Genomic DNA, 23943 nt, shown 5'->3' with positions numbered 1-23943 from the left:
AAAATGTCTTTAAATGTGTTTTTAAAAGTAGTGGAAATTCAGACGAAGCTTGCCAGTCTCTTTCCCTTCATTATCGGGGTCTTGTTTTCAATGACCTATTTCGGGGAAGTTCAGTGGGGCAACACGCTGGTTTTCTTCATTGGCATGGTGGTCTTTGATATGGCCACCACCGCCATTAATAATTACATGGACTTCAAAAAAGCCAAATCTGACGTCTATAAATATGAAGAAAATATTATCGGACAATCAGGCGTTTCACCACAACTAGTCCGCAACATGATTTTCGCCATGATTGCCTTCACTGCCGTTGTGGGTGCTTACTTAACGGTTCAAACAGGCTGGCTCTTCCTCGTATTAGGCGGGATTTGCTGCTTCATCGGTATTTTCTACACGTATGGACCGATTCCGTTATCCCGCATGCCCTTGGGGGAAATTTTCAGTGGCTTCACGATGGGCTTAGGCATCTTCGTCTTAACCGTTTACTTGAACGTCGTCACCAATCCGCCTTTTTACTTAACGGTCGATTTTGCTAGCGGCGCCTTTCGCTTAGACGGCAATCTCTGGGCGGTGCTTGCGATTGTCGTGGCGTCCTTGCCCTTGGTCTGTTCGATTGCTAACATCATGCTCGCCAACAATTTACGGGACTTAGACACGGATATTGAGAACCACCGTTATACATTAGTCTATTATATCGGGCGCCCAGCAGGGATTGTGCTGTTTCAAGTGTTAGCGCTAGCTGGTTATCTGGTGATTTTATTCGGCTTCATTAGTGGTATTTATCAATGGCCAGTGTTAATTACATTTGCCACTTTGCCTGTCATTTGGAAAAATATTCAAACGTTTAAACAAGAATTGCCGCAGCCGAAAAGTTTCCGTCATTCCATTAAGAACTTACTGGTTTTCAATGGCACCTATGCCTTAGGGCTATTAATTAGTGCGTTGCTTGGCTAGATTCTTAAAAAAGTAGAAGAAAATACGAAAAAAATACTGTTTTTTTTCAAGCGACTTCTTCAAAAGTGTTACACAAAGCTCAAAAAGTTAGTATCAATTACTAACTTTTTGAGCTTTTCTCGTTAAATGGATAGAAACCTTAAACTTTTGTCGGGGATTTTTGATAAAAATTGACTAAAATCGCCTTTTTTTAGTAACGATTATTAAATAACGGGCGTTGTAAACCCTGGTATAACAAGAACTTTCAAAATTTTCGCAAGAGGTGCGAAAAAAACGTCAATTCCTAAGGGGGGGTTCTTTGTTATTATAGAGGTATGAAAAAAGGTTGTTACACATTCCTTGTATAAAAGATCAACGAATACAAGTGAATCTAAAGGAGGTTTTTAAATGAAAAAAAAGCGTTATTTAATGATTGTGTGTCTACTATCTTCTCCTAGTTTTTTTATAAATGTTGAAGCGTCTGATGGTGGTTCTAGTTCGGTGGGGATTGAATTTTACCAAAATCCGAGAACACCCGCTCCTAAAGATGCCCCACCGAAAACAGATGCGCCAGCTGCTGATCCCAAGGAACCAGCTGGTCCTCCGCAAGGAGATCAACGAAGTGGTGGTTCGACACAGACCACCACAACTGGCTCGCAGCTCCCTCGTACAGGGAGCAAGAGTCAGGCAAATCTTAGCATTCTCGGCTTAGCCTTAATCGGCTTGGCGGGAATGGTACATAGAAAGAAGGGACGACATGAAGCAAACTAAGTGGCAACGATTAGCAACCATTGGCTTGTGTAGTTCTTTAGTGATTAACGCCTTTTCTGGCGTGACCGCAGTTGCGGAAACAATCACGATTGAAAGTAGTCCGACAGTAGCAAGTAGCGCTAAGGAAGCAACATCAGCAAGTAGCGCAACGCCAGAAAGTACGGAAAGCAGTCAAGAAACGACTGAAACGAGTCGGGAAGAAGTGACACAGGAAACAGAGAAACCAGAAGTAGTGAAAGAAGAGCATAAAGAAGAAACAGAAGCGAAGAAACAAGAAGAGGAAACAACAACTTCAGAAGTAGTTCAGCCGAATCCAGTGTTGGCACCTACGCCAGTGAGTGGGATTGGGGTTCGGGCAGATAACTTAGCAACACTGCACCAACAGTTATATACATTATTGTATGGTGTGAATCACTTAGGTAATTATAGTTTTCCAGAAGGAAAGCTTCAGTTTAATGTTAAATCGGATGATAATACTTCTTTGAACTTATCTGATTTTACGTTTGATGCTCAGATATTTTATCAATATGGAACTACAGGTACAAATGGAGCTACAAGTATAGTTAATCCAGTAACAAACCAAGAAACAGATAGTTTTAATATAATTATACCTGCTAAAACGTTGACTGCTGAAGCGGGAAAATATCAAATATATAATGTTCGGAATATTGCTTTTCGTACCCCAAAATATATAGAAGATATGAAGATAATTGATGATCCACACACTATAGTTAGTGCAACTGGAATGAGAACGGCTGCTCCCACCTTTCTAGCTCCTAAAGTAGAAAAAATAGAGTATCCTGACACTGTAGCATATTCTGCTATGTATACGATAAGTTTGGCTAGGCAAGATTTAGCACGAGATACGAATGATTATTTTTATATGTATTCAATCAATACAAATCAAAATGGAAGTAGTGCATCAGCTGTAGCGTACGTTCCCACAACTTATTCAACTTTACAGGTGACACACAAAAAAGTCACCGAATCCTTCAAAGACACAGCAGGCGCAACCATTCCTGCTCCAACAGGATTCACCCAAGGCAAGCAGACCAGTATTACCAGCAATAACTATACCTTCAAACAAGCTGGCACCTTGCCAGAGACTTACAAAGCAAGCAACGGCAAAACCTATAAGTTCAAAGGCTGGTACAAAGGCAAAACCAAGCCAAACACCTTGACCACCACCAAAGCACCAAGCTATGCGGTGACTTATGATGATAATGATGATTTGAATGTGGTGTATGAGGAAGCTTTTGAATTTCCTGAAGAAACCTTTCAATTTGGCTTTGTAAATCAGGATGGTCAGTTAGTGAAATCAGATGATATTACAATTGCTTATGATTATTCTAGATATTTAACGAGCAATGGTACCACTACTTGGAATGGAATAGATCTTAATCAAAAAGCTATTACAGATGGGAAATTAAAAAAAATAACCATGCCAAAAAGTAGTATGCCACTACACGTGGGGGAAGCGCAATCAAATGGGGAAGCAATGATTAATATTTCTTTTTCCCTACCTAAGTATTATACAGGATTAAATATTTATAATAAGTCAGGTAAAATAGATAGCAATTACCCACTTCCCCCTAGACATTATTATACAAATAATCAAGAAGTGATAGGGTTAGTAACAGATGCTATTTTTCCAGGCTGGTTAACACTAGCTAAAGCAGCGGATAATTCGTATGTTTATAAGGAGGCACTAACAAGTCCAGAACCTGTAAACTCATCTTTTCCAATGATGAGGAGAGGGGTAACAGGATATACTTATTATTACAGCTTGGACGCACCAGTCTACTATCATTTGACTCAACGCAAAGTCACCGAGAACTTCGTCGATGCCACGGGTGCTAAAATTACACCGCCAACAGGTTTCACTCAAGGGAAACAAACAGGGATTGATAGTGACCCATACACATTCAAACAAGCTGGTACTTTGCCTGACACCTATAAAGCTGGCACAAAAACCTATAAATTCAAAGGTTGGTACAAAGGCAAAACCAAGCCTAGCACCTTGACCACCACCAAAGCACCAAGCTATGCGGTGACTTATGATGATAATGATGATTTGAACGTTGTATATGAGGAAATCAATTTCCCAGAAACTACATACCAATTTGGTTTTGTCAATGAAGCGGGACAGTTGGTGAATCCTGACGATATTAGTCTTACGTATGACTATAAGAGTATTGTGTATAGAGGAACTGGGGCAGCAGGCTCTACGGTATCATTTGGCACAATTGCTAATAATCAGAGTGGCGTAAAAGTTGGTAATTTACGGCAAGTGACGTTAACTGCAAAGAATATTGCACAACCTACCGTAGTAGGTTGGAATGGTGAAGCATTCGCAAATTTCTCAATTAACCTGCCTAAATACTATAAATCGTTGAATCTTTATGATAAAACTGGAAAAATTGATCCTAAGTATCCTCTACCAGTAAAGACAACTGTTTCTTCGGTATCCAATGATACGGTGCAACCTGAAGCAAATGTAATTGCTGAGTTAACCTTGACACAACGAGCAGATGGGAGTTTTACACCAAGAGAAATATATTCAGGTATTGATTCTAGTGTTAGGTACCCACCTTTCTTACGTAGAACAGTTTCTTATTCTAGTTCTGGAAGTATCACTGCCCTATATCAAACAATCAGTGGACCTGTCTATTATCATTTAACCAACCGCAAAGTCACCGAAAACTTTGTGGACACAAGTGGCGCTAAAATCACGCCACCAACAGGCTTCACGCAAGGGAACCAGATTCCCATGACGAGCAACACCTTCAAGTATACGAGCGCAAAAGCTTTACCAGCTAGTTATTCAGCAGGTGGCAAAACCTACGTCTTTCAAGGCTGGTACAAAGGCAAAACAAAACCGAATACGTTGACAACCAGCACCACGCCAGCGTATAACACAACCTTTGATGACAATGATGATATGACAGCAGTCTACAAAGAAGCAAACATCAGCGCTAACTTAACGATGCGTGGTGCAGTCGATGTCATTGACAATGGCGCAACCATGGAATATTGGGAAGTGCTCTTAAAAAATACTGGAGAAGCACCTTTAACTTCAGTTAAGATTAAACCAACCACTGACTGGGCGGCTGGAATTAGTACACCCACGGAACTGTTTATTTTAGGTACTGGTCAGAATACGAAAGTTCGACCAATCACGAAAGAGCAGTGGGAAGCAGGTTTTGAGATTCCTTTAGACAGTAGTCTTCCTGTGGGAGGTCAACTAACGATTAATCTCCTAGGAACAAAAGTTACTGGACAACCAAACCAAGTGCTAAAAGCCGCTGTGGAAGTCACAGGGAACTTCAACAAACTGACTGCCTCAGATACGGTCCGGATTAAAGATTTAGATCAAGAAACAAAGGAACCGACTGGGGAAGGCTTCATCAGTGTTCCAACGTTCAATTTTGGTCAGGTTGGGGTAGCGGGAAGTACGCAACAGCACAGCTTGAAAAAAGCCGCTGATTATTATGGCAACGGCACACGCAATCCCTATCTGCGGATCAAGAAAACCCAACCGAATTGGAGTTTAACAGCGCAACTGTCGCAACCAAAATCAGCCACAGACAGCTTGCCGACAGCGACCCGCTTATTATTAGGGGCGGCGCCTGTTTCGAGTTTCTCAAATTACAACCAACCTACCGAGTTGAAAAATGCGGTCGGTACTACGAGTACCATTAGTTTGAATGCCAACAACACGGCCACTAGGATTATTGCCAACCAACAATTCACTGGGAGTAATATCTATCAATTGGACTTCACCTTCAACAATGTCAAACTTGAAGTGCCAGCCAACCAAGGGGTCAAGGGGCAACAATACCAAGCCGCAATTACGTGGAACTTAGTTACAGGTCCTTAAAATAGTTAAGTTATCATGAGGAAAGCTCAAAATGTTAGTGTCTGATACTAACATTTTGAGCTTTTGTTTATGGAAATTAAGGAATTTGGCTGAGAATCAGAAGCAAAATGGCAGATTTTCTTGATTTTTCGCGCATTTTTCTAGTAAAAAAGGACTCTTCTACCTTGGTATAATAGGAATCGTCGGAAAAGTCACTTAGCTGTAGCAAAATTTGAAATTTCAAGGTCACCTTTTTTTGATAGAATGGAGAAAATTAAAAGCGGTACATATACCAATGAACAATAAACCAATACATAAAGAAAGAGAATAGCATGAATCAAAATGGTACATAGAAAGAAGGGACGACATGAAGAGAATTAACTGGCAACGCTTAGCAACCATTGGCTTGTGTAGTTCTTTAGTGATTAACGCCTTTTCTGGCGCGACCGCAGTTGCGGAAACAGTCACGAGTGAAAGTAGTCCGACAGTAGCAAGTAGCGCAACGCAAGAAAGTACGGAAAGCAGTCAAGAAACGACTGAAACGAGTCGGGAAGAAGGAACACAGGAAACAGAGAAACAAGCAGAAATACCAGAGGTGAAAACTGAAACAACAGAATCAGTACCAGAAAATAGTAGTGAAAATGACCGACAAAAGAGCATTTCGCCACGTTGGGTGCCGAATGATCAAGTGATTTATCCGAGAATGATCTTTGGCTTTACTGATGAAACAGGAAAAGCTTTTGCTGATGAAAACTTAACGTTATCAGGGACGTATTATAAATTAGCTCGCCACACGGCAACTAGTCAGTGGCGACCATACGCTGATAGATATCCAATTGTTTCTTCTAATGCAGGCGGTGGTCAATATCGAGTAGCAGTCAATGCAACGATTCCTATGCCGTACGATTTTCTCACAAATTTACCAGCAGGTTACACTCATAATTTGTACGCAATTGAACAATTAAAGATTGATAACACGTTAAAGTATGTCGACAGTATTGTTGCCCCGCCTGGTAGTATAAACATGACCAGATACAGTGTGCAACAAACATCTGAAGCAGCTCAATTTGGTAATTATGTTAAACAGAATTTGACTCAGAGGGATAGAATATTTTCTAAAAATAGTGCAAATATCTTTTCTCTAAATTCATTAGCTTTGGCTCCAGAAATTACTGACGTATTAACGATGCTGCGCACAGATTCTGTAGAACGTGGACCAATATTAATAGGTTTTGATGGCACTGCAACGTACCGAGAAACACTTAATTACGTAGTCACTCGGAAACAAGTCACCGAAAAGTTCGTAGATACTAACGGCGTAGCTATCACGCCGCCAACAGGTTTTACCCAAAACAAGAAAACACCAATGACCAGCAATGCTTTCACCTTCAAACAAGCTGGCACCTTACCAGACACTTACAAAGCAAGCAACGGCAAAACCTACAAATTTAAAGGTTGGTACAAAGGCAAAACCAAGCCAAATACCTTGACCACGACCAAAGCGCCAAGCTATGCGGTGACCTATGATGGGAATGACGATTTGACGGTGGTGTATGAGGAAGAGACAGTCACAACGTTGTATCCATCATTAGATGTAAACTTTGTAGACGAAAAAGGGGTTGGCTTCACGCCAGCGTTAACTTTTAGCGGTAAATATCGTGTGCAAAGAACGAGTGATAGGCTTTATACAGATTTGTACGATTTAACCTCCAAAAGCCAAGGTAGCGGACAATACACACTAAGTCTTAACAATGGTACGATGCCATTATCACCAGAGCTATTGCGAGTTTATGGGAATGACAAACCAATTAATGGTACGAACAGACTTAATTTTTCTCTAGATAAACTAGCGATCAATCAACAATTAAAATATGTCAATAGTATTGAATTAGATACGGTGAAAAGTGTTATGAAAATGTATGGCTATAACTATACCAGTGGTAGCGCCACAATTATAGATCCTAATCAAGTGCCAACAGAATATAACCTGAGTGCTGGAAATATCGCCTTATTAGGCTTTGATACAGATGGAGTATATTTTTCAAAGGAAAGTAGTGGAGTATTCAATACATTGATGGGTTATGCGAGTGACGGAGGTAAGCCTCTAATTACCATGAATCTTTTTAGTGGAAATCCAGTAAATGCATCCAAATTAGTCTACACAGTCACCCGTAAACAAGTCACCGAAAACTTCGTGGACACCAACGGCACTAAAATCACGCCACCAACAGGCTTCACGCAGGGGAACCAGATTCCCATGACGAGCAACACTTTCAAGTACACAGTAACAAGAGCTTTACCAGCTAGTTATACAACAGGTGGTAAAACTTACATTTTCCAAGGCTGGTACAAAGGTAAAACGAAGCCTAACACTTTAACAACCAGCACTACGCCAACATACAATACAACTTTTGATGGCAATGACGACATGACGGCAGTCTACAAAGAAGCAAGCATCAGCGCTAACTTAACGATGCGTGGTGCAGTCGATGTCATTGACAATGGCGCAGCCATGGAATATTGGGAAGTGCTGTTAAAAAATACTGGAGAAGCACCTTTAACTTCAGTTAAGATTAAACCAACCACTGACTGGGCGGCTGGAATTAGTACGCCCACGGAACTGTTTATTTTAGGTACTGGTCAAAATACGAAAGTTCGACCAATCACGAAAGAGCAGTGGGAAGCAGGTTTTGAGATTCCTTTAGATAGTAGTCTTCCTGTTGGCGGCCAACTAACGATTAATCTCCTAGGAACAAAAGTTACTGGACAACCAAACCAAGTGCTAAAAGCCGCTGTGGAAGTCACAGGGAACTTCAGTAAACTGACTGCCTCAGATACGGTCCGGATTAAAGATTTAGATCAAGAAACAAAAGAACCGACTGGGGAAGGCTTCATCAGTGTTCCAACCTTCAATTTTGGTCAAGTTGGGGTAGCGGGAAGCACGCAACAGCACAGCTTGAAAAAAGCCGCTGATTACTATGGCAACGGCACACGCAATCCCTATCTGCTGATCAAGAAAACCCAACCGAATTGGAGCCTAACGGCGCAGCTGTCGCAACCGAAATCAGCGACAGACAGCTTGCCGACAACGACCCGCTTGTTGCTAGGAACGGCCGCTGCTGCCAGCTTTACCGATTACAACCAACCAACAGAAACCAAGACACCGCTTGGCAAGACTGGCACCGTGAATTTAACCGCCGACAATACCGCAACAGCGGTAGTCGCGAACCAACAGTTCACAGGTAGTGACGTTTATCAGTTGGACTTCACGTTTGCTAACATCAAACTAGAAGTGCCCGCCAATCAAGGCATGGTTGGCCAACAATACCAAGCCGCCGTTACGTGGAATTTGGTGACTGGTCCCTAACAACCTTCGGGATTATGTGGCGGACTCCTTTTATAAATAGTAAAAATATCATGAGAAAAGCTCAAAATGTTAGTATTTGATACTAATATTTTGAGCTTTTGTTTATGAAAATTAAGGAATTTGGCTGAGAATCAGTAGCAAAATGGCAGATTCTCTTGATTATCAAGCACTTTTTCGGTGAAAAAGTGCTCTTCCGCCTTGGTATAATAGGAATCATTGGAAAAGTCACTTAGCTGTAGCAAAATTTAAAATTTCAAGGCCGCCTTTTTTTGATAGAATAATGGAGAAAATTAAAAGGTTTACATATAACAATTAACAATAAAACCAATACATAAAAAGGAGAATAGCATGAATCAAAAATGGCAAAAGTTACTTACAACCGCTTTGTGTTGTTCCTTATTGATAAGTTCACTCAATGGCATCTCAGTACTCGCCGAAACAATGGTTGTTGAAAATGAAACAACCACTGAAACGGGAGAAACAACGGCAAGTGAGGATACCGCTACAAGCGACTCATCGTTAAACGCTAGTCAAGAAAATGAAACAGCCAACACAGTTGCTTCATCAGAAACACCCACAGAACCAGAGACATCAGAATTACTTCAAAAGATGATAGAAGAGCCGCAACTACCATCGGCAGAGGACCAGACTGAAGCAACAGCCGATACAACGATAGCGGCTGTTGAAGCGACTCAGGAGGAGCCGACAAAGCGAGAAAATCGTGCAGTTAAAACGGCTGATATTCCTGAGAAAACCTATAAAATGGCCTTTATTGATGAAAATGGGTTGTTTATTGATCCTGCTAAAGTGACGTTCACAGCCGATGTCACGAAAGTAGAAAGAAAATCAGGTACTCAGACAAAGGTGGGAACCATTACAACTAGTAATCTAGGGAATTTCAAGATGTTGACGGTGCCGAAAGTTACACTTCCTGATGATGACGCCACAGAGGACTACGGTTTTTCGGGACTAACCAATCACAAAATTACGTTGCCAGGGCAATATGCTGCCCCCAAGACAACGCCTAATAATTTTTATCAAGGACCAGACACGACAACCTTTCCTTTGGCTGTTTCCCGTCAAGTAACTATAGCTACTGGCAAGGATTATAGTACATACACAACAGGGGAACGTTTTAATATGTTTACTACGGCAACGCCTAAGCAATTTAGTTTGCGAACATATTCTTGGGTCCCTGATCCTCAAAAAGTCCAATTTTCTGCTGCTTACAGTATGGCCACGACTGCAGGTGAAAATAATTATTTAATAACCGATGATACGATTTATTATTATGTACCCAATAGACGAGTTAGTATTTATTATAATGACATGACATCGACAGTTTTGCCAACCTATCCGACAGGCTATAATGCAGCCCTTTCGAAAACGGTGGTTGAGTCAGACAATTTTCACTATAAAGCTCCAAAAGCATTTCCAAAAACCTATTCTTCTGGGAATCGTCACTTCCAGTTTAAAGGGTGGTATAAAGGATCCGCTCGACCAGATCCTAAAGCCGTTAAGTTGGAAACCACATTGACACCAGAATTTGATGTTACTTACGATGGTAAAGACAATGTGTATGTTTTTTATGAGGAATTAGAAGAAAAGACAACGACAATCCCGGAAATCACTTATAGCTTTGGGTTTGTAGATGAAAAAGGCGCATTAATAGCGCCAGCGAATTTCGGGATGCAGACTAATTTAACATCGATCATGAACGGAATAGCGAAACAAGTAGGAACAGCAACAGGTGTTAATAGTGGGAATCTGAAAAAATTAACCATTCCTAGTCAACAATTAACCTACACGAAAACGATAAATCCTGCCTTTTATGGTAGTACTAATTTTCGCTTAACAATCCCTAAACAATACAAACCACCAACAGTAACACCTGGGCCTCATTATACAGGCTCCAGTACGGCTTATCCTGTTGCAACAAAAAGAATGCGTTTTGTGGACAGTACGATAGCTGACATACGGGTGGAGACAGATGGCAAATATTATAGTTTATATCCTACAACGACAGCCAATCAGTATCGACTGTACTACACTTCTTGGATAGAGGATACGACCAAAACGAGATTTGATTCTATTTTGACTAGTACAAATACAGAAGTAAGTGTGCCAAATTACTATACAACCGATGATACGATGTATTATTTCTTAGAAAATCGGCGCATCACTGAAAATTTTGTAGATGAGAATGGTACGAAGATTACAGCACCGACAGGATTTACTCAGGGAAAGCAAACAGTCATTGACAGCGACACCTACCATTTTAAATTGGCGCAAGAATTACCTTATAGTTACTACGCGAATGACAAAGCCTATCGTTTTAAAGGCTGGTATAAAGGGAAAACGCAACCTCAAAATTTACAAACCACACGAGTGCCGGAATATGATGCCTCCTATGATGATAATGATGATTTAACAATTATATATGAAGAAATTAAATATGGCGGCAATACCGTGCAGTTTGGGTTTGTTGGAGAAAGTGGGCAATTACTCAATCCTGCTGACTTTAAAGTCACCACAGAGGTAGTTCAGATTATCGATGGCGTTAGCACGGTTTTAGATAATATTTCGGCAACGGATCAAACAGGAAACTTAAAAGCCATGACAATTCCACAAAAACAGTACACGTTGACGAATAGCTCGAACTTTTATGGTACAAGGAACTCGTTTATTGAGATTCCTAAATACTATAAGAACCTTTCGTTTCAAAAACCTTCTGGGTATCAAGGACAAGAGTATCCATTAGCAGGACGAGTAGAAAGGACTTTTTCTGGCAATCCTTATACAGAAGGCGCAAATCCTGTATATTTCACAGTAACGAAGAGTCAGAACCAACGTTATAAACTCCGTGAAATATACTGGGATGATAATCCTGAAAACCTTTTCTCAAGTTTATATAAAACAACACTTATAAGAAATGATAATTCGTTAGCTGGCGTGGAAATGTTTCCTGAAAGCACGTTATATTACTATCTTGTTAATCGCCGTGTAACTGAAAATTTTGTGGATGCATCTGGAACGAAAATTACGCCGCCAACTGGGTTCACACAAGGGAAACAAACAATCATTGATAAGGATAATTTTACATTTACTCAGGCAGGTACGTTGCCTTTTATGTACAAAGTCAATAATCGGCCTTATGTCTTAAAAGGCTGGTATAAAGGCAAAGAAAAACCAGACAAACTAAATGAAATCACCAGAACAAATCGAAATATTAGTTATCCAGTGACTTATGATGACCAAGATGATATCACTATAGTATATGATGAATTTAAGACGGAAGACAAAACGATTAATTTTGGTTTTATCAATGAGACGGGTGACTATGTAGCACCAAGTAATTTCAATATCCGCACAGATATGTCTCAGGTAGTGGGTGGTTTACAAAGCAAGTTGCAAACTATTACCGCGTTACCAACTGGTGATTTTCTACAGTTAAAGATTCCAGCTGTCAATATTGTGGGAAGTTTTACGTCGGATGAAGAGCTTTATGGAACACGTAATAGCATCGTGACAATTCCTAAGTATTATAAAACGCCGACTATAACCCCGTCGAGTAAATATAATGGTCCGAATTATTCTGGGGTTACGGGAATAATTGCGTATCATAATACGAAAAATAGTGCAGAATTTACTGAAAATCGTTTACAAGTGACACCAATTGCGGGGTCTCAAACGGATTACCGGTTTCCTGAAGTAGGGTGGCAAGGGGAAACCACTCGAACAACCTTCTCTTCTCTTTATAAAATGGATTATAATAGTACAGTGAGCGGGGTGACTGCCCACACAGAAATATACGCAACAGGGACAGTAAATTACTATTTAGAAAATCGGCGCATCACTGAAAACTTTGTAGATGAGAATGGTACGAAGATTACAGCACCGACAGGATTTACGCAAGGAAATCAGCTGGTAATGAACAGTGAAACGTATAAATATACCGCTGCAAAAGCGTTGCCGAAAACCTACCAAGTCGGAGAAAAAACCTATGTATTCAAAGGCTGGTACAAGGGGAAAGAAACAACAACACCTTTAAAAACAACAACAACACCAAGCTTTACTCCAACATTTGATGAGAATGACGACATGACCGCTGTGTATCAAGAAGCGGTTCCTACAGCAGAATTAACGGTAAAAGGTTCCGCTGACATAGTCGAAAATGGCGCGACAATGGATCACTGGGAAGTGCTGTTAAAAAATACGGGAGAAGCCCCGTTGACGACCATTAAAATCAAACCAACGGCGACATGGGCCGCTGGCATCAGCCCGCCCAATACTATTTTTGTGTTAGGTACAGGGCAGAATGCTAAGGCCTATCCAGTTACGAAAGAACAGTGGGCAGCAGGTTTTTCTCTGCCATTAAATACGCCCTTACCAGCAGGCGGACAGTTACAAATGAACTTATTAGGAACCGCCGTTACAGGAAATCCTGGTCAAGTTTTAACCGCTGAAGTTGAAGTAACGGGCAACTTTGGCAGCTTAATCGCCAAAGATACGGTCCGTATTAAAGACCTAGACCAAGAAATAACTAATCCTGACGGCGACGGCTTCATTAGTACGCCAACATTTGATTTTGGCAAATTAGCGATTTCAGGAAGTAAGCAACAATATGGTTTGAAAAAAGCCGCTGATTACTACGACAACGGCACACGCAATCCCTATTTACGCCTGAATACTAGCCAAGACAACTGGAGCTTAACGGCGCAACTGTCGCAACCAAAATCAGCGACAGACAGCTTGCCGACAACGACCCGCTTGTTGCTAGGAACGGCCGCTGCTGCCAGCTTTACCGATTACAACCAACCAACAGAAACCAAGACGCCGCTTGGCAAGACTGGCACCGTGAATTTAACCGCCGATAATACCGCAACAGCAGTGGTCGCGAACCAACAGTTCACAGGTAGTGACGTCTATCAGTTGGACTTCACGTTTGCTAACATCAAACTAGAAGTGCCCGCCAATCAAGGCATGTCTGGCCAACAATACCAAGCCGCCGTCACTTGGAATTTAGTGACTGGCCCATAAAAATAAAAATGCCCGAGCCTCTTATTTTTCTAAGGCTCGGGCATTTTTATTGATGGTCTTTTGATGGTCGTTGTGCTATAATAGTAATGAAAAGAGAGGTATGCGCCAACATACCTCTCTAGTGTAGAGCCGTTTCAGACGGTAGCGATTTTTAGTGATTTATAAAAAATAACCGTGCTCGCTAAAGTTGACGGTTATTTTTTATTGTCTTCTTTAACAGCCTCTAGGATTCCGAAGATTAACGTTGCGATAAAAGAACCGAAACTAATCATCAGAGCTAAAGCTTCTGCGATAGACAAAAGGCCTCTCCTTTCATAGATTTTAGTACTTACATTCATAAGCACCACCACCTTTCAGATTGGATAGCCGCCGCCATAACTTCTCTACAATTTTATTATACCATGTAGGGCTAAAAAATAATTAGTTTCCAACATGTTTTTTTAGGTAATTGTGCTATAATAGCAATGAAAAGAGAGATATGCTGTAACATACCTCTCTGATGTAGAGCCGTTTAAGACGGTGACAAAAATTAATATTTTTGAAATGACCGTCTAACTAGCCAAAGTAAGCAGCGCCCCTTTCATTAAGGGGCGCTGCTTTTTAGTCGTTATTGCGATTGTTCAGTGTCTTTCGTAGAGAGGTTCATTTGTTCTTTGATGGCATTTTCGACACGTTGGCGTTCACTCTCTTCCACAAGTTGATAAGAAATACCTTCAATCCCTGTCACGCCATCGCCAGTGTAATCGTAGCCTTTTAATTGATCGGTTTCAATCGTTTTTAGTGCGGGGGTGTATTTTTTTAGCATCGCCATCATTTGGTCAAAGGACAAGTCGGTTTCGCCATGTTCGCCGATTACGTCCAGAATTTCTTGATATTTTAGCAAGCTGTTAAAAGAAAGTAGCTTGTTGGTTAATTCGATTAAAACTTCTCGTTGGCGGCGTTGACGACCATAGTCGCCTTCAGGGTCTTCGTAACGCATGCGCGCGTATTGTAAAGCTTCCCAGCCCCCTAAATGCTGTTTGCCTTTCGGATAATGAATCCCTTCAGCGTCAAAAGCAAAGGCATTGTCAACAGTGACGCCGCCCACCGCATCGCCAAGGTCCTTCATAGCATCCATATCAATTGAAAAGTAATGATTGATTGGGATGTGCAAGACATTTTCAACCGTTTTAATTTGCATATCGGCACCACCGAAAACGTGGGCCGCATTGATTTTATTGTATTCGCCATTGGTGCCAGCCATTTCCACATAGTAGTCACGCGGGATGCTAGTGATGGTAGTTTTTTGTAATTGATTATTCACTGTAACCACCATCAAGGCGTTGGAGCGGTAATCGGTTTTGCGTTTTGAGTCATTCGCAATTCCCATAATTAAGAAACTAACAGGTTCTCCTTTGGCTAAATCGGGACTCTTCGTGGAAGATTTTCTTGGTTTATACATGGTGTTCGCCGTTTTTTGCAAATTGCGATACATGCTGACGCCGTAAGCCGAAACAGAAAGTGTGCCTAAAAATAAAAGGGTTAAACTGAAGACCACGAATAAACTTTTTCTTTTACGAGAATGGCGGCGCCGGCGTTGCGTCGGTACTTCTGCTTCCTCTGGTTCAGGTGCCGGCAAATAACGTTGAACAATTTGAAATGAAAAGTTGATCCAACTATAACTTAGAAGCATCCCAGCGATGACATCACTAGGATAATGAACGCGTAAGATTAAACGACCTAACACAATCAAAACTAAATAAGTGAGTAAGAAAATTTTGATGCCTTTGGTTTTTTCAACATGAAGATAGGCCAAAATGATCAAAATCGTACAGACTAGCGCCATTGCTAATAATGAATGTCCGCTGGGAAAGCTAGCAGAGCTCCGGTCGGCTAAAGCGCCTAGGTTTGGTCGAGCCCGACCCACCACATGTTTAAAAACGCTCCCTAAGAAGCCGACAGCTAATAGGTTACTGACAGCCCACAAGGCTAGAATTTTTTCTTTTTTGCGTAAAAGGTATACCATCAATAATAAGAAGAATAGCAGCATTGGTCCAATTGTGGCTGTTTTTGCTAACAGATTGACCGCTGTTAAAAGTGGGGCATTTAATTGCCATTTGATGTGATAGATAGCTTCGTCCATTTGTTGAAACCAATTTGGACTAGCCGCCACTAACAAAGTGAGGAAAGTAAAACCAAGCGTTGTTAGGGCATAAAGTGGAAATTTTTTATTCGATGTTTGCATGAGAATCCCTTTCTTTTTCCCTTGAAAGAGTAGACTAAGCCAGCATCGATCGTAAATAAGCGCTTGCGACTAAACAGGACACAGCAAGCCAATCGGTTCTCATCGTCTGAGCTTTAGCACTATCCAACGTAAAGATTTCTCTTAGCTATTTTTAGAAGAGCCTTAATTCGACCATTCCTGTTTTACACATTGGTGTCTTTCGACATTTCTGCGCAATAGCCTATGTTTGGATAGGAGCCTCACCTAACAAGGTTATTTTATCTAACGCTAGAAGTATAGAATTTATGCAGCGGTTCTCACAATGAAGTTTAAGAAAATTTATTGTTTTTTAAATAAATTTAAAGGTGTGGGGAAGTGAAGAAGTTAAAAAAACAGTACTTGAGCATTCTAAAAAAAGTGTACAAGGCTGTTCTCGGTTAACCGCTATAAATAGTTGGTGTTCAATAATGATAAATTAAAAAACAAACATTTTTTATAAGAGTGCTATAAGTTTTTCTCAGTAAAAAAGGCGGACAGTTGCTATTGAATTGCTAGTTCATTTAAAATAAATATGTCGACAATAATTGTGCACAAAGTTGATGGTCGCTATCGAAAAAGTAAAAATGATGTTGTGGAGATTTTACGTTTCAGTTGATTAAGATTACATGTTTTTTGAAGGGTTTTGCTTATAAGGGAGCGATATACATGAAAAAAATGATGTTATTCATAATTGCAGTGGGCGCAACGATGATCAGTGTTTTTGCTTTAGGAGATGCACAGCAGAGTTATGCACACGGCTATGTTGATAGCCCAGTCAGTCGAGTCAAAAATGCGGAAGCAAACGGATTTGGATGGGGACCTGGTCAAGACAGCTCACAGCCAGAAATTATCACGACACCCCAAGGAATTGAAGCGCCAACTAAATTATTAGACACGGGTCAATTAAATGGAAGGTTGCCTTCAGCTGGCTTAGCAAGCTATTCCAAACTAGATGAACAAACAGCCACTCGTTGGGTAAAAAGTAATATAACAACAGGAGAGAATAATTTTAAATGGGTGATGACGGCAAAACATAAGACCAATCGTTTTAGATACTATATGACGAAACCTGGATGGAATCCTAATGCACCATTAACGATGGACGAAATGGAATTGATTGGCATAGTAGGGCAACCAATCGGTCAAGATTTACCTCCTGGTCAAGGATTTATGGTCAATGATACAGAAACACACAGAATAAAGATTCCCGCTGATAGGAAAGGATACCATGTTATTTATGCCGTTTGGGATATCAATGACACGATTAATTCATTTTATCAAGCGATAGATGTTAATGTTCAATAATCAGGTATCAAGATAATGCGGCTGAGACAAAAGTGTTTAGCGCCAAGAAATAAGAAGAAATTTCCGAAGGGGCTGCTTTTGTTCAGCTGATTATCTTCAGAAGAAGAAAGAGGGACATCAGTCAATACGACTGATGTCCCACTTGCTTTTTTCTAAACTTCCCCACTTATTCTCGACGCCATTCACCAATCTGGTCCAAACTAATTTCCCCAGAAGACAACGTTTTGGCCGTGCCATCAGGCAACTGGACAATCAATTCTCCATTTCCATTAATGGTTGTCGCAACGCCGCGGAAGTCTTGCCCGTTTTGGGTAAAAGCGACGTCTTTGCCAATCACAAAGGAGCGTTGTCGGTATTCTTCTAAAAAGTCTTTCGTTGAACGTTCGTCTAAAATTTGATAAAAATGATTCCAAATGTTGGCGACTAATTCATTTCGCGTCGCCGTCGGTTCACCATCTGGGAAAAGAGAAGTCACTTTCTGCCGAATGTCCTCAGGAAATTCGGTTTCTGTAATTGAAAAATTAATCCCCATGCCGATGATGACATTGGAAATTTGCCCTGTTTCCACATTGCTCATGGCTTCCGACAAAATCCCGCAAACTTTTTTGCCGTTTAAATAAAGATCATTGACCCATTTAATTTCTGTGTGAACGCCTGCCAGAGCATCCATTGCTCGAGCGACCGCTACGGCCATAATCACAGTATATTGAGCGATTTCTTCAAAATTTTGGTTCGGTTGAAGCACCATGCTCATGTAAATCCCTTTACCTGGCGTAGCGAAAAATGGTCGGCCGAACCTGCCCCGCGGCATTTCTTGCATGTCAGCAACAATCAATGTATTGTCGGGTGTCTGGTCTAAAATCGCCCGCTTAGCATCGGTCATGGTAGATTCAGATGTTTCTAGGACGGTAATTGTTAAAGGCGGTGTTTGTGGCCATAATGCCAACTGAATGCCTTCTGCAGAAAGGACATCTGATTTCTCAAGGCGATACCCCTTATTTTGCACGCTAGTAATTTGATAGCCATCTTTTTTCAATTCATTAATTGCTTTCCAAATAGCTGTGCGAGATAAGGACAGACGTTGTGCCATCTCTTCGCCCGAAAGGAATGCGGGCGTTTGTTTCATCAATAAAGTTAGGACTTGGCTTTTTGTCGACATATTTTTTCCTCCGATTCGTTATGCTTATTGTAGCGGAAAGGAAAAGGCTTGGTCAACTAGTGAAAAAATCCATCTTAGGATGGAGGAAAATGAAGCAGGCGTTTGCTATACTTGTTTTATTGAGAAGGAGTGAGGGGAATGGAAAAGCAACAATATGTTTGTGAGAAATGTGGCAACATGCACTATGTGTCGGACCAATTTCAAGCAACAGGTGGGAACTTTGCGAAAATTTTTGATGTTCAAAATAAAAAATTTATTACAATTAGCTGTACCCAATGCGGCTACACCGAACTTTACCGCAGCCAAACAAGCGGCGGCATGAATGTCCTAGACTTTTTATTAGGTGGCGGTTAGTCAAAAACGAATGCATCTTTGCATTCGTTTTTTTGTGTGAAGAGGAAGATAGGGGAAAAGGAGGTCGGGCCAGAAGCGTTTAACTCCGAGAAATAAGAAGGAATTTCCGAAAATTGTTCTTTAATTTTTGGAGAATTTCGGCTTATTTCCGAAGGAGTTGCTTCTGTTCCCGCCGTTTATCAGTTTTTGAGCGTGGAGCAAAAATCCAAAGTGATTTTTGTCCCACGCGCATTATCGAATTATATAGTAAACTCAGTCACGTTAAGTGTGATTTAAAATTCTTTCCATCATTGCAAAGGCATAGTATAATGAAGCGAAGGGAGTGATTTCATGCTAACAACTAAATCAAGAAGACAAGGAAGCTCGGTCGTTTTAACTTTACCCACTGATAATGGTAAAAAACCAAAAGTCGACCAAGAATATATTGTGATGTATTCTGACGACGGTACAATTACATTAGTCCCTAAAATTCAGGATCCATTTAGTGAAGGTCCAGAAGGTGAGTATTATGAAAAAGATGAGTGGCATGATCTTGCACCTGAGGGGAGAGAACTTTTTTAATGAACGTTGAAAAGAAGTACATTCCCAAAAAAGGAGATATTGTATGGATTGATTTTGATCCTGCTGCAGGTAAAGAAATTCAGAAGAGACGCCCTGGTTTAGTCGTGTCAAGATATGAATTTAATCGGAAAACCATGTTTGCTGTGATTTGCCCGATTATTTCCACCATTAAAAATATTCCCACTCGATATACGTTGCCCGATGACATAGAAACCCATGGACAAGTAGTGATCTCACAACTGAAATCTTTGGACTTCACTGAAAGAAAATTAAGTCAAATTGAGCATTTGCCATTAAAAGATATGGCGAAAATTGACCAAATAATTGAATATATTTTCTAGTTGTTGAAAAAATGCGTAATTATTTATTACGCATTTTTTCGTTTAAACCCTTTACAAAAAAACTCCTTTTTATGAAAAAGAAAACCTTAAAGAAACCCTTGACTTTTCTAGACAAAGGTAGTAGAATCTATAGAGCAAAAACTATCTGAAAGTGACGAAGCAGGAGCGAAATATTGTCCGTTCCGGTTTTTTATAGGAAAACAAAAGTAGAAACGCCAGAAAATTTTTCGGAAGCATGTTCTATTTTTGGTTTTTTTTTGCTTAAAAACTGCAAAAAATGCTTTTTGTTACATATATTTAATATATGTAACGTAAATGTAATTTTTCGGATCGGTGTTTTGATAGACTTATAACTAGAGGGGTGAAGAGCTTGGCTGGACACGTAGTAAAATACGGAAAGCATCGCGAACGTAGAAGTTTCGCACGTATCAGTGAAGTATTGGAATTACCAAATTTAATTGAAATCCAAACAGACTCTTATCAATGGTTTTTAGATGAGGGACTTCGTGAAATGTTTGAAGACATTTTACCAATTGATGATTTCCAAGGAAACTTATCCTTAGAATTTGTTGACTATGAATTAAAAGAACCAAAGTACACAGTAGAAGAAGCCCGCGCACATGATGCCAACTATTCTGCGCCATTACATGTAACATTACGTTTAACTAACCGTGAAACAGGTGAAATTAAATCCCAAGAAGTCTTCTTCGGCGATTTCCCATTAATGACAGAAATGGGTACCTTCATCATCAACGGGGCAGAACGTGTTATCGTTTCCCAATTAGTTCGTTCTCCAGGTGTTTACTTCCATGGAAAAGTGGACAAAAACGGCAAAGAAGGTTTTGGCTCAACAGTCATTCCTAACCGTGGTGCATGGTTAGAAATGGAAACAGATGCGAAAGACATTTCTTATGTTCGGATTGACCGCACACGTAAAATTCCTTTAACTGTGTTAGTTCGTGCTTTAGGTTTCGGTTCAGATGATACCATCTTCGAAATTTTCGGCGACAGCGAAAGCTTACGCAACACAATTGAAAAAGATTTACACAAAAACGCAAGTGATTCTCGTACAGAAGAAGGCTTGAAAGACATTTATGAACGTCTTCGCCCAGGCGAACCAAAAACAGCAGATAGCTCACGTAGCTTGTTAACTGCACGTTTCTTTGATCCAAAACGTTATGATTTGGCAAACGTTGGTCGCTACAAAGTTAACAAAAAATTAGACTTAAAAACACGTCTATTAAACTTAACCTTAGCTGAAACGCTAGTTGATCCAGAAACTGGTGAAATCATTGTCGAAAAAGGCACGGTTTTAACACACCAAATCATGGAAACATTAGGCGAATACATTGACAACGGCTTAAACAGCGTAACTTACTATCCAAGTGAAGATGCGGTAGTAACTGAACCAATGACAATCCAAGTGATTCAAGTTCTTTCACCAAAAGATCCTGAACGTATCGTAAATGTGATTGGTAACGGCTATCCAGACGACAGCGTAAAAACAGTTCGTCCAGCAGATATCGTTGCTTCAATGAGCTACTTCTTCAACTTAATGGAAGATATCGGCAATGTCGATGACATCGACCACTTAGGTAATCGTCGTATCCGTTCAGTAGGCGAATTATTACAAAACCAATTCCGTATTGGTTTAGCCCGTATGGAACGTGTGGTTCGTGAAAGAATGTCTATTCAAGACACAGAAACATTGACACCACAACAATTAATTAACATCCGTCCAGTGGTAGCAAGTATCAAAGAATTCTTTGGTTCTTCACAGTTATCACAGTTCATGGACCAAACAAACCCATTAGGTGAGTTAACCCATAAACGTCGTCTATCAGCCTTAGGGCCTGGTGGTTTGACTCGTGACCGTGCCGGTTATGAAGTTCGTGACGTTCACTACTCTCACTATGGTCGTATGTGTCCAATTGAAACGCCTGAGGGACCGAATATCGGGTTGATCAATAGCTTATCTAGTTATGCGAAAGTGAATAAATTTGGTTTCATCGAAACGCCTTATCGCCGTGTTGATCGTGCGACAGGCCGTGTTACTGATCAAGTAGATTACTTAACAGCAGACATCGAAGACCATTATATCGTAGCGCAAGCGAACTCACTTTTAAATGAAGATGGCACATTTGCCAATGATGTTGTTATGGCGCGTCTACAAAGTGAAAACTTAGAAGTTGCCGTAGACAAAGTTGACTACATGGACGTTTCACCAAAACAAGTAGTCGCAGTCGCAACAGCATGTATTCCTTTCTTAGAAAACGATGACTCCAACCGTGCCTTGATGGGTGCCAACATGCAGCGTCAAGCGGTGCCGTTAATTCAACCACGCTCTCCGTGGGTAGGTACAGGTATGGAATATAAATCAGCCCATGACTCAGGTGCTGCTTTACTATGTAAACATGACGGTGTCGTAGAATTCGTCGATGCAAAAGAAATTCGCGTTCGTCGCGACAATGGCGCATTAGACAAATATATGGTTACAAAATTCCGTCGTTCTAACTCAGGAACAAGCTACAACCAACGCCCAATTGTTCACTTAGGTGAAAAAGTTGAAAAAGGTGATACTTTAGCGGATGGACCTTCTATGGAAGAAGGCGAAATGGCTTTAGGGCAAAACGTCTTAGTTGCCTTCATGACATGGGAAGGTTACAACTACGAGGATGCCATTATCATGAGCCGTCGTTTAGTTAAAGACGATGTCTACACTTCTGTGCATATTGAAGAATATGAATCAGAAGCACGTGATACAAAATTAGGACCTGAAGAAATTACCCGTGAAATTCCAAACGTTGGGGAAGACGCATTGAAAGACTTAGACGAAATGGGGATTATCCGCATTGGTGCTGAAGTTCAAGATGGCGACTTACTAGTTGGGAAAGTCACACCTAAAGGGGTTACAGAATTATCTGCAGAAGAACGTTTATTACACGCAATCTTCGGGGAAAAAGCCCGCGAAGTTCGTGATACGTCTCTCCGTGTACCTCACGGTGGCGGCGGTATCGTTCATGATGTGAAAATCTTTACTCGTGAAGCTGGCGATGAATTATCACCAGGTGTCAACATGTTAGTTCGTGTTTATATCGTTCAAAAACGTAAAATTCACGAAGGAGATAAAATGGCGGGACGTCACGGAAATAAAGGGGTTGTTTCCCGTATTATGCCGGAAGAAGATATGCCATTCTTACCTGACGGAACACCTGTTGATATCATGTTGAACCCATTAGGGGTACCTTCTCGTATGAATATCGGACAAGTACTTGAATTACACTTAGGTATGGCTGCTCGCCAATTAGGTATTCACGTCGCAACACCTGTTTTCGATGGGGCAACCGATGAAGACGTTTGGGAAACTGTTCGTGAAGCTGGTATGGCTAGCGATGCTAAAACAGTTCTTTACGATGGACGTACAGGTGAACCATTTGATAACCGTATTTCCGTTGGTGTCATGTATATGATTAAATTAGCCCACATGGTTGATGACAAATTGCATGCTCGTTCAATCGGACCTTACTCTCTTGTTACGCAACAACCGTTGGGTGGTAAAGCTCAATTCGGTGGACAACGTTTCGGGGAAATGGAAGTTTGGGCACTGGAAGCTTACGGTGCTGCTTACACATTACAAGAAATCTTAACTTACAAATCTGATGACGTTGTCGGACGTGTGAAAACATACGAAGCCATCGTTAAAGGTGAACCAATTCCAAAACCAGGTGTGCCTGAATCATTCCGAGTATTAGTGAAAGAATTACAATCACTTGGTTTAGACATGCGTGTCTTGGACATTGAGGAAGCTGAGATTGAGTTACGCGATATGGACGATGACGATGATGATTTAATCACCGTTGACGCACTAACCAAATTTGCGGAACAACAATCAGCGAAACAGCTGGAAAAAGAAGCAGAATCAGTCGTGAAAGAAGAAGCACAAGACGTTGTTCAAGAAATTGAAACAGCCGAAGACAGAGACTAATTTGTCGCTACCACTCTGATGAGTTGATT

Annotated in this window: 13 protein-coding genes and 1 riboswitch; of the genes, 10 read left to right on the top strand and 3 right to left on the bottom strand. The window is 40.8% G+C overall.

Features of this window, described 5'->3' with window-relative positions; all coding sequences use genetic code 11:
- Positions 1–3 precede the first annotated feature (3 nt).
- From menA to IGL42_RS12730, 5 genes are all read left to right on the top strand, one after another.
- Positions 4–951 (top strand): 1,4-dihydroxy-2-naphthoate polyprenyltransferase, encoded by a 948-nt coding sequence (gene menA, locus IGL42_RS12750; protein ID WP_002367506.1) that lies wholly within the window; start codon positions 4–6, stop codon positions 949–951.
- A gap of 387 nt (positions 952–1338) precedes the next feature.
- Entirely contained in the window at positions 1339–1701 is a 363-nt protein-coding gene (locus tag IGL42_RS12745) for an LPXTG cell wall anchor domain-containing protein (protein WP_002370158.1), read from the top strand.
- Positions 1688–5581 (top strand): WxL domain-containing protein, encoded by a 3894-nt coding sequence (locus IGL42_RS12740; protein ID WP_010711183.1) that lies wholly within the window; start codon positions 1688–1690, stop codon positions 5579–5581. The genes IGL42_RS12745 and IGL42_RS12740 overlap by 14 nt, the downstream gene beginning before the upstream one ends.
- A gap of 346 nt (positions 5582–5927) precedes the next feature.
- Positions 5928–8927 carry a WxL domain-containing protein gene (locus IGL42_RS12735; RefSeq protein ID WP_010711264.1) on the top strand — a complete coding sequence of 1000 codons (3000 nt, stop codon included), beginning with the start codon at positions 5928–5930 and terminating at the stop codon, positions 8925–8927.
- A gap of 348 nt (positions 8928–9275) precedes the next feature.
- Positions 9276–13967: a WxL domain-containing protein gene (locus IGL42_RS12730; RefSeq protein ID WP_010710853.1), complete on the top strand. Its 4692-nt coding sequence runs from the start codon at positions 9276–9278 to the stop codon at positions 13965–13967.
- Between the two features lie 194 nt (positions 13968–14161).
- Here IGL42_RS12730 and IGL42_RS12725 read toward each other — a convergent pair whose 3' ends face one another.
- Together IGL42_RS12725 and IGL42_RS12720 are read right to left on the bottom strand one after the other, a co-directional pair.
- Positions 14162–14305 carry a putative holin-like toxin gene (locus IGL42_RS12725; protein WP_002396786.1) on the bottom strand — a complete coding sequence of 48 codons (144 nt, stop codon included), beginning with the start codon at positions 14303–14305 and terminating at the stop codon, positions 14162–14164.
- 269 nt (positions 14306–14574) lie between these two features.
- The gene (locus tag IGL42_RS12720; RefSeq protein WP_010710855.1) at positions 14575–16191 is read right to left on the bottom strand and encodes a phosphatase PAP2/LCP family protein; all 1617 of its coding nucleotides are present in this window, start codon (positions 16189–16191) and stop codon (positions 14575–14577) included.
- Positions 16192–16282: 91 nt separating this feature from the next.
- Positions 16283–16449, bottom strand: a riboswitch (M-box (ykoK) riboswitch).
- Between the two features lie 426 nt (positions 16450–16875).
- Between IGL42_RS12720 and IGL42_RS12715 the strand changes: the two genes are divergently transcribed.
- On the top strand, positions 16876–17514 hold the full coding sequence (locus IGL42_RS12715) for a lytic polysaccharide monooxygenase (RefSeq protein ID WP_002378863.1): 639 nt from the start codon (positions 16876–16878) through the stop codon (positions 17512–17514).
- 166 nt (positions 17515–17680) lie between these two features.
- On the opposite strand, the gene IGL42_RS12710 is transcribed toward IGL42_RS12715, so the two are convergent.
- Positions 17681–18673 carry a biotin--[acetyl-CoA-carboxylase] ligase gene (locus IGL42_RS12710; RefSeq protein WP_002394775.1) on the bottom strand — a complete coding sequence of 331 codons (993 nt, stop codon included), beginning with the start codon at positions 18671–18673 and terminating at the stop codon, positions 17681–17683.
- A gap of 138 nt (positions 18674–18811) precedes the next feature.
- Between IGL42_RS12710 and IGL42_RS12705 the strand changes: the two genes are divergently transcribed.
- The 4 genes from IGL42_RS12705 to rpoB all read left to right on the top strand — a co-directional run bounded on the left by IGL42_RS12705 (position 18812) and on the right by rpoB (position 23914).
- Positions 18812–19027, top strand: a complete 216-nt coding sequence (locus tag IGL42_RS12705; RefSeq protein ID WP_002354768.1) for a zinc ribbon domain-containing protein — start codon at positions 18812–18814, stop codon at positions 19025–19027.
- A gap of 330 nt (positions 19028–19357) precedes the next feature.
- Entirely contained in the window at positions 19358–19588 is a 231-nt protein-coding gene (gene mazE, locus IGL42_RS12700; protein ID WP_002354773.1) for a type II toxin-antitoxin system PemI/MazE family antitoxin, read from the top strand.
- Entirely contained in the window at positions 19588–19929 is a 342-nt protein-coding gene (locus IGL42_RS12695; protein WP_010710856.1) for a type II toxin-antitoxin system PemK/MazF family toxin, read from the top strand. Before mazE ends, IGL42_RS12695 begins: the two co-directional genes overlap by 1 nt.
- A 370-nt stretch (positions 19930–20299) precedes the next feature.
- Positions 20300–23914, top strand: coding sequence for a DNA-directed RNA polymerase subunit beta (gene rpoB / locus IGL42_RS12690; RefSeq protein WP_002389470.1), 3615 nt, complete (start codon positions 20300–20302; stop codon positions 23912–23914).
- Positions 23915–23943: the final 29 nt, after the last annotated feature.

The organism is Enterococcus sp. DIV0712 (genome assembly GCF_050554855.1).
Taxonomy (GTDB): Bacteria; Bacillota; Bacilli; order Lactobacillales; family Enterococcaceae; genus Enterococcus; species Enterococcus faecalis.
This window is presented reverse-complemented; position numbering and strand designations above follow the sequence as displayed.

What these genes read in the sequence shown, in the direction of transcription:
- IGL42_RS12730 (WP_010710853.1), top strand. Translation starts at nt 9,276, where the DNA reads ATGAATCAAAAATGGCAAAAGTTACTTACAACCGCTTTGTGTTGTTCC.
- IGL42_RS12715 (WP_002378863.1), top strand. Translation starts at nt 16,876, where the DNA reads ATGAAAAAAATGATGTTATTCATAATTGCAGTGGGCGCAACGATGATC.
- IGL42_RS12725 (WP_002396786.1), bottom strand. Translation starts at nt 14,305, where the DNA reads ATGAATGTAAGTACTAAAATCTATGAAAGGAGAGGCCTTTTGTCTATC.
- IGL42_RS12740 (WP_010711183.1), top strand. Translation starts at nt 1,688, where the DNA reads ATGAAGCAAACTAAGTGGCAACGATTAGCAACCATTGGCTTGTGTAGT.
- IGL42_RS12745 (WP_002370158.1), top strand. Translation starts at nt 1,339, where the DNA reads ATGAAAAAAAAGCGTTATTTAATGATTGTGTGTCTACTATCTTCTCCT.
- menA (WP_002367506.1), top strand. Translation starts at nt 4, where the DNA reads ATGTCTTTAAATGTGTTTTTAAAAGTAGTGGAAATTCAGACGAAGCTT.
- IGL42_RS12695 (WP_010710856.1), top strand. Translation starts at nt 19,588, where the DNA reads ATGAACGTTGAAAAGAAGTACATTCCCAAAAAAGGAGATATTGTATGG.
- IGL42_RS12705 (WP_002354768.1), top strand. Translation starts at nt 18,812, where the DNA reads ATGGAAAAGCAACAATATGTTTGTGAGAAATGTGGCAACATGCACTAT.
- IGL42_RS12735 (WP_010711264.1), top strand. Translation starts at nt 5,928, where the DNA reads ATGAAGAGAATTAACTGGCAACGCTTAGCAACCATTGGCTTGTGTAGT.
- IGL42_RS12720 (WP_010710855.1), bottom strand. Translation starts at nt 16,191, where the DNA reads ATGCAAACATCGAATAAAAAATTTCCACTTTATGCCCTAACAACGCTT.
- IGL42_RS12710 (WP_002394775.1), bottom strand. Translation starts at nt 18,673, where the DNA reads ATGTCGACAAAAAGCCAAGTCCTAACTTTATTGATGAAACAAACGCCC.
- mazE (WP_002354773.1), top strand. Translation starts at nt 19,358, where the DNA reads ATGCTAACAACTAAATCAAGAAGACAAGGAAGCTCGGTCGTTTTAACT.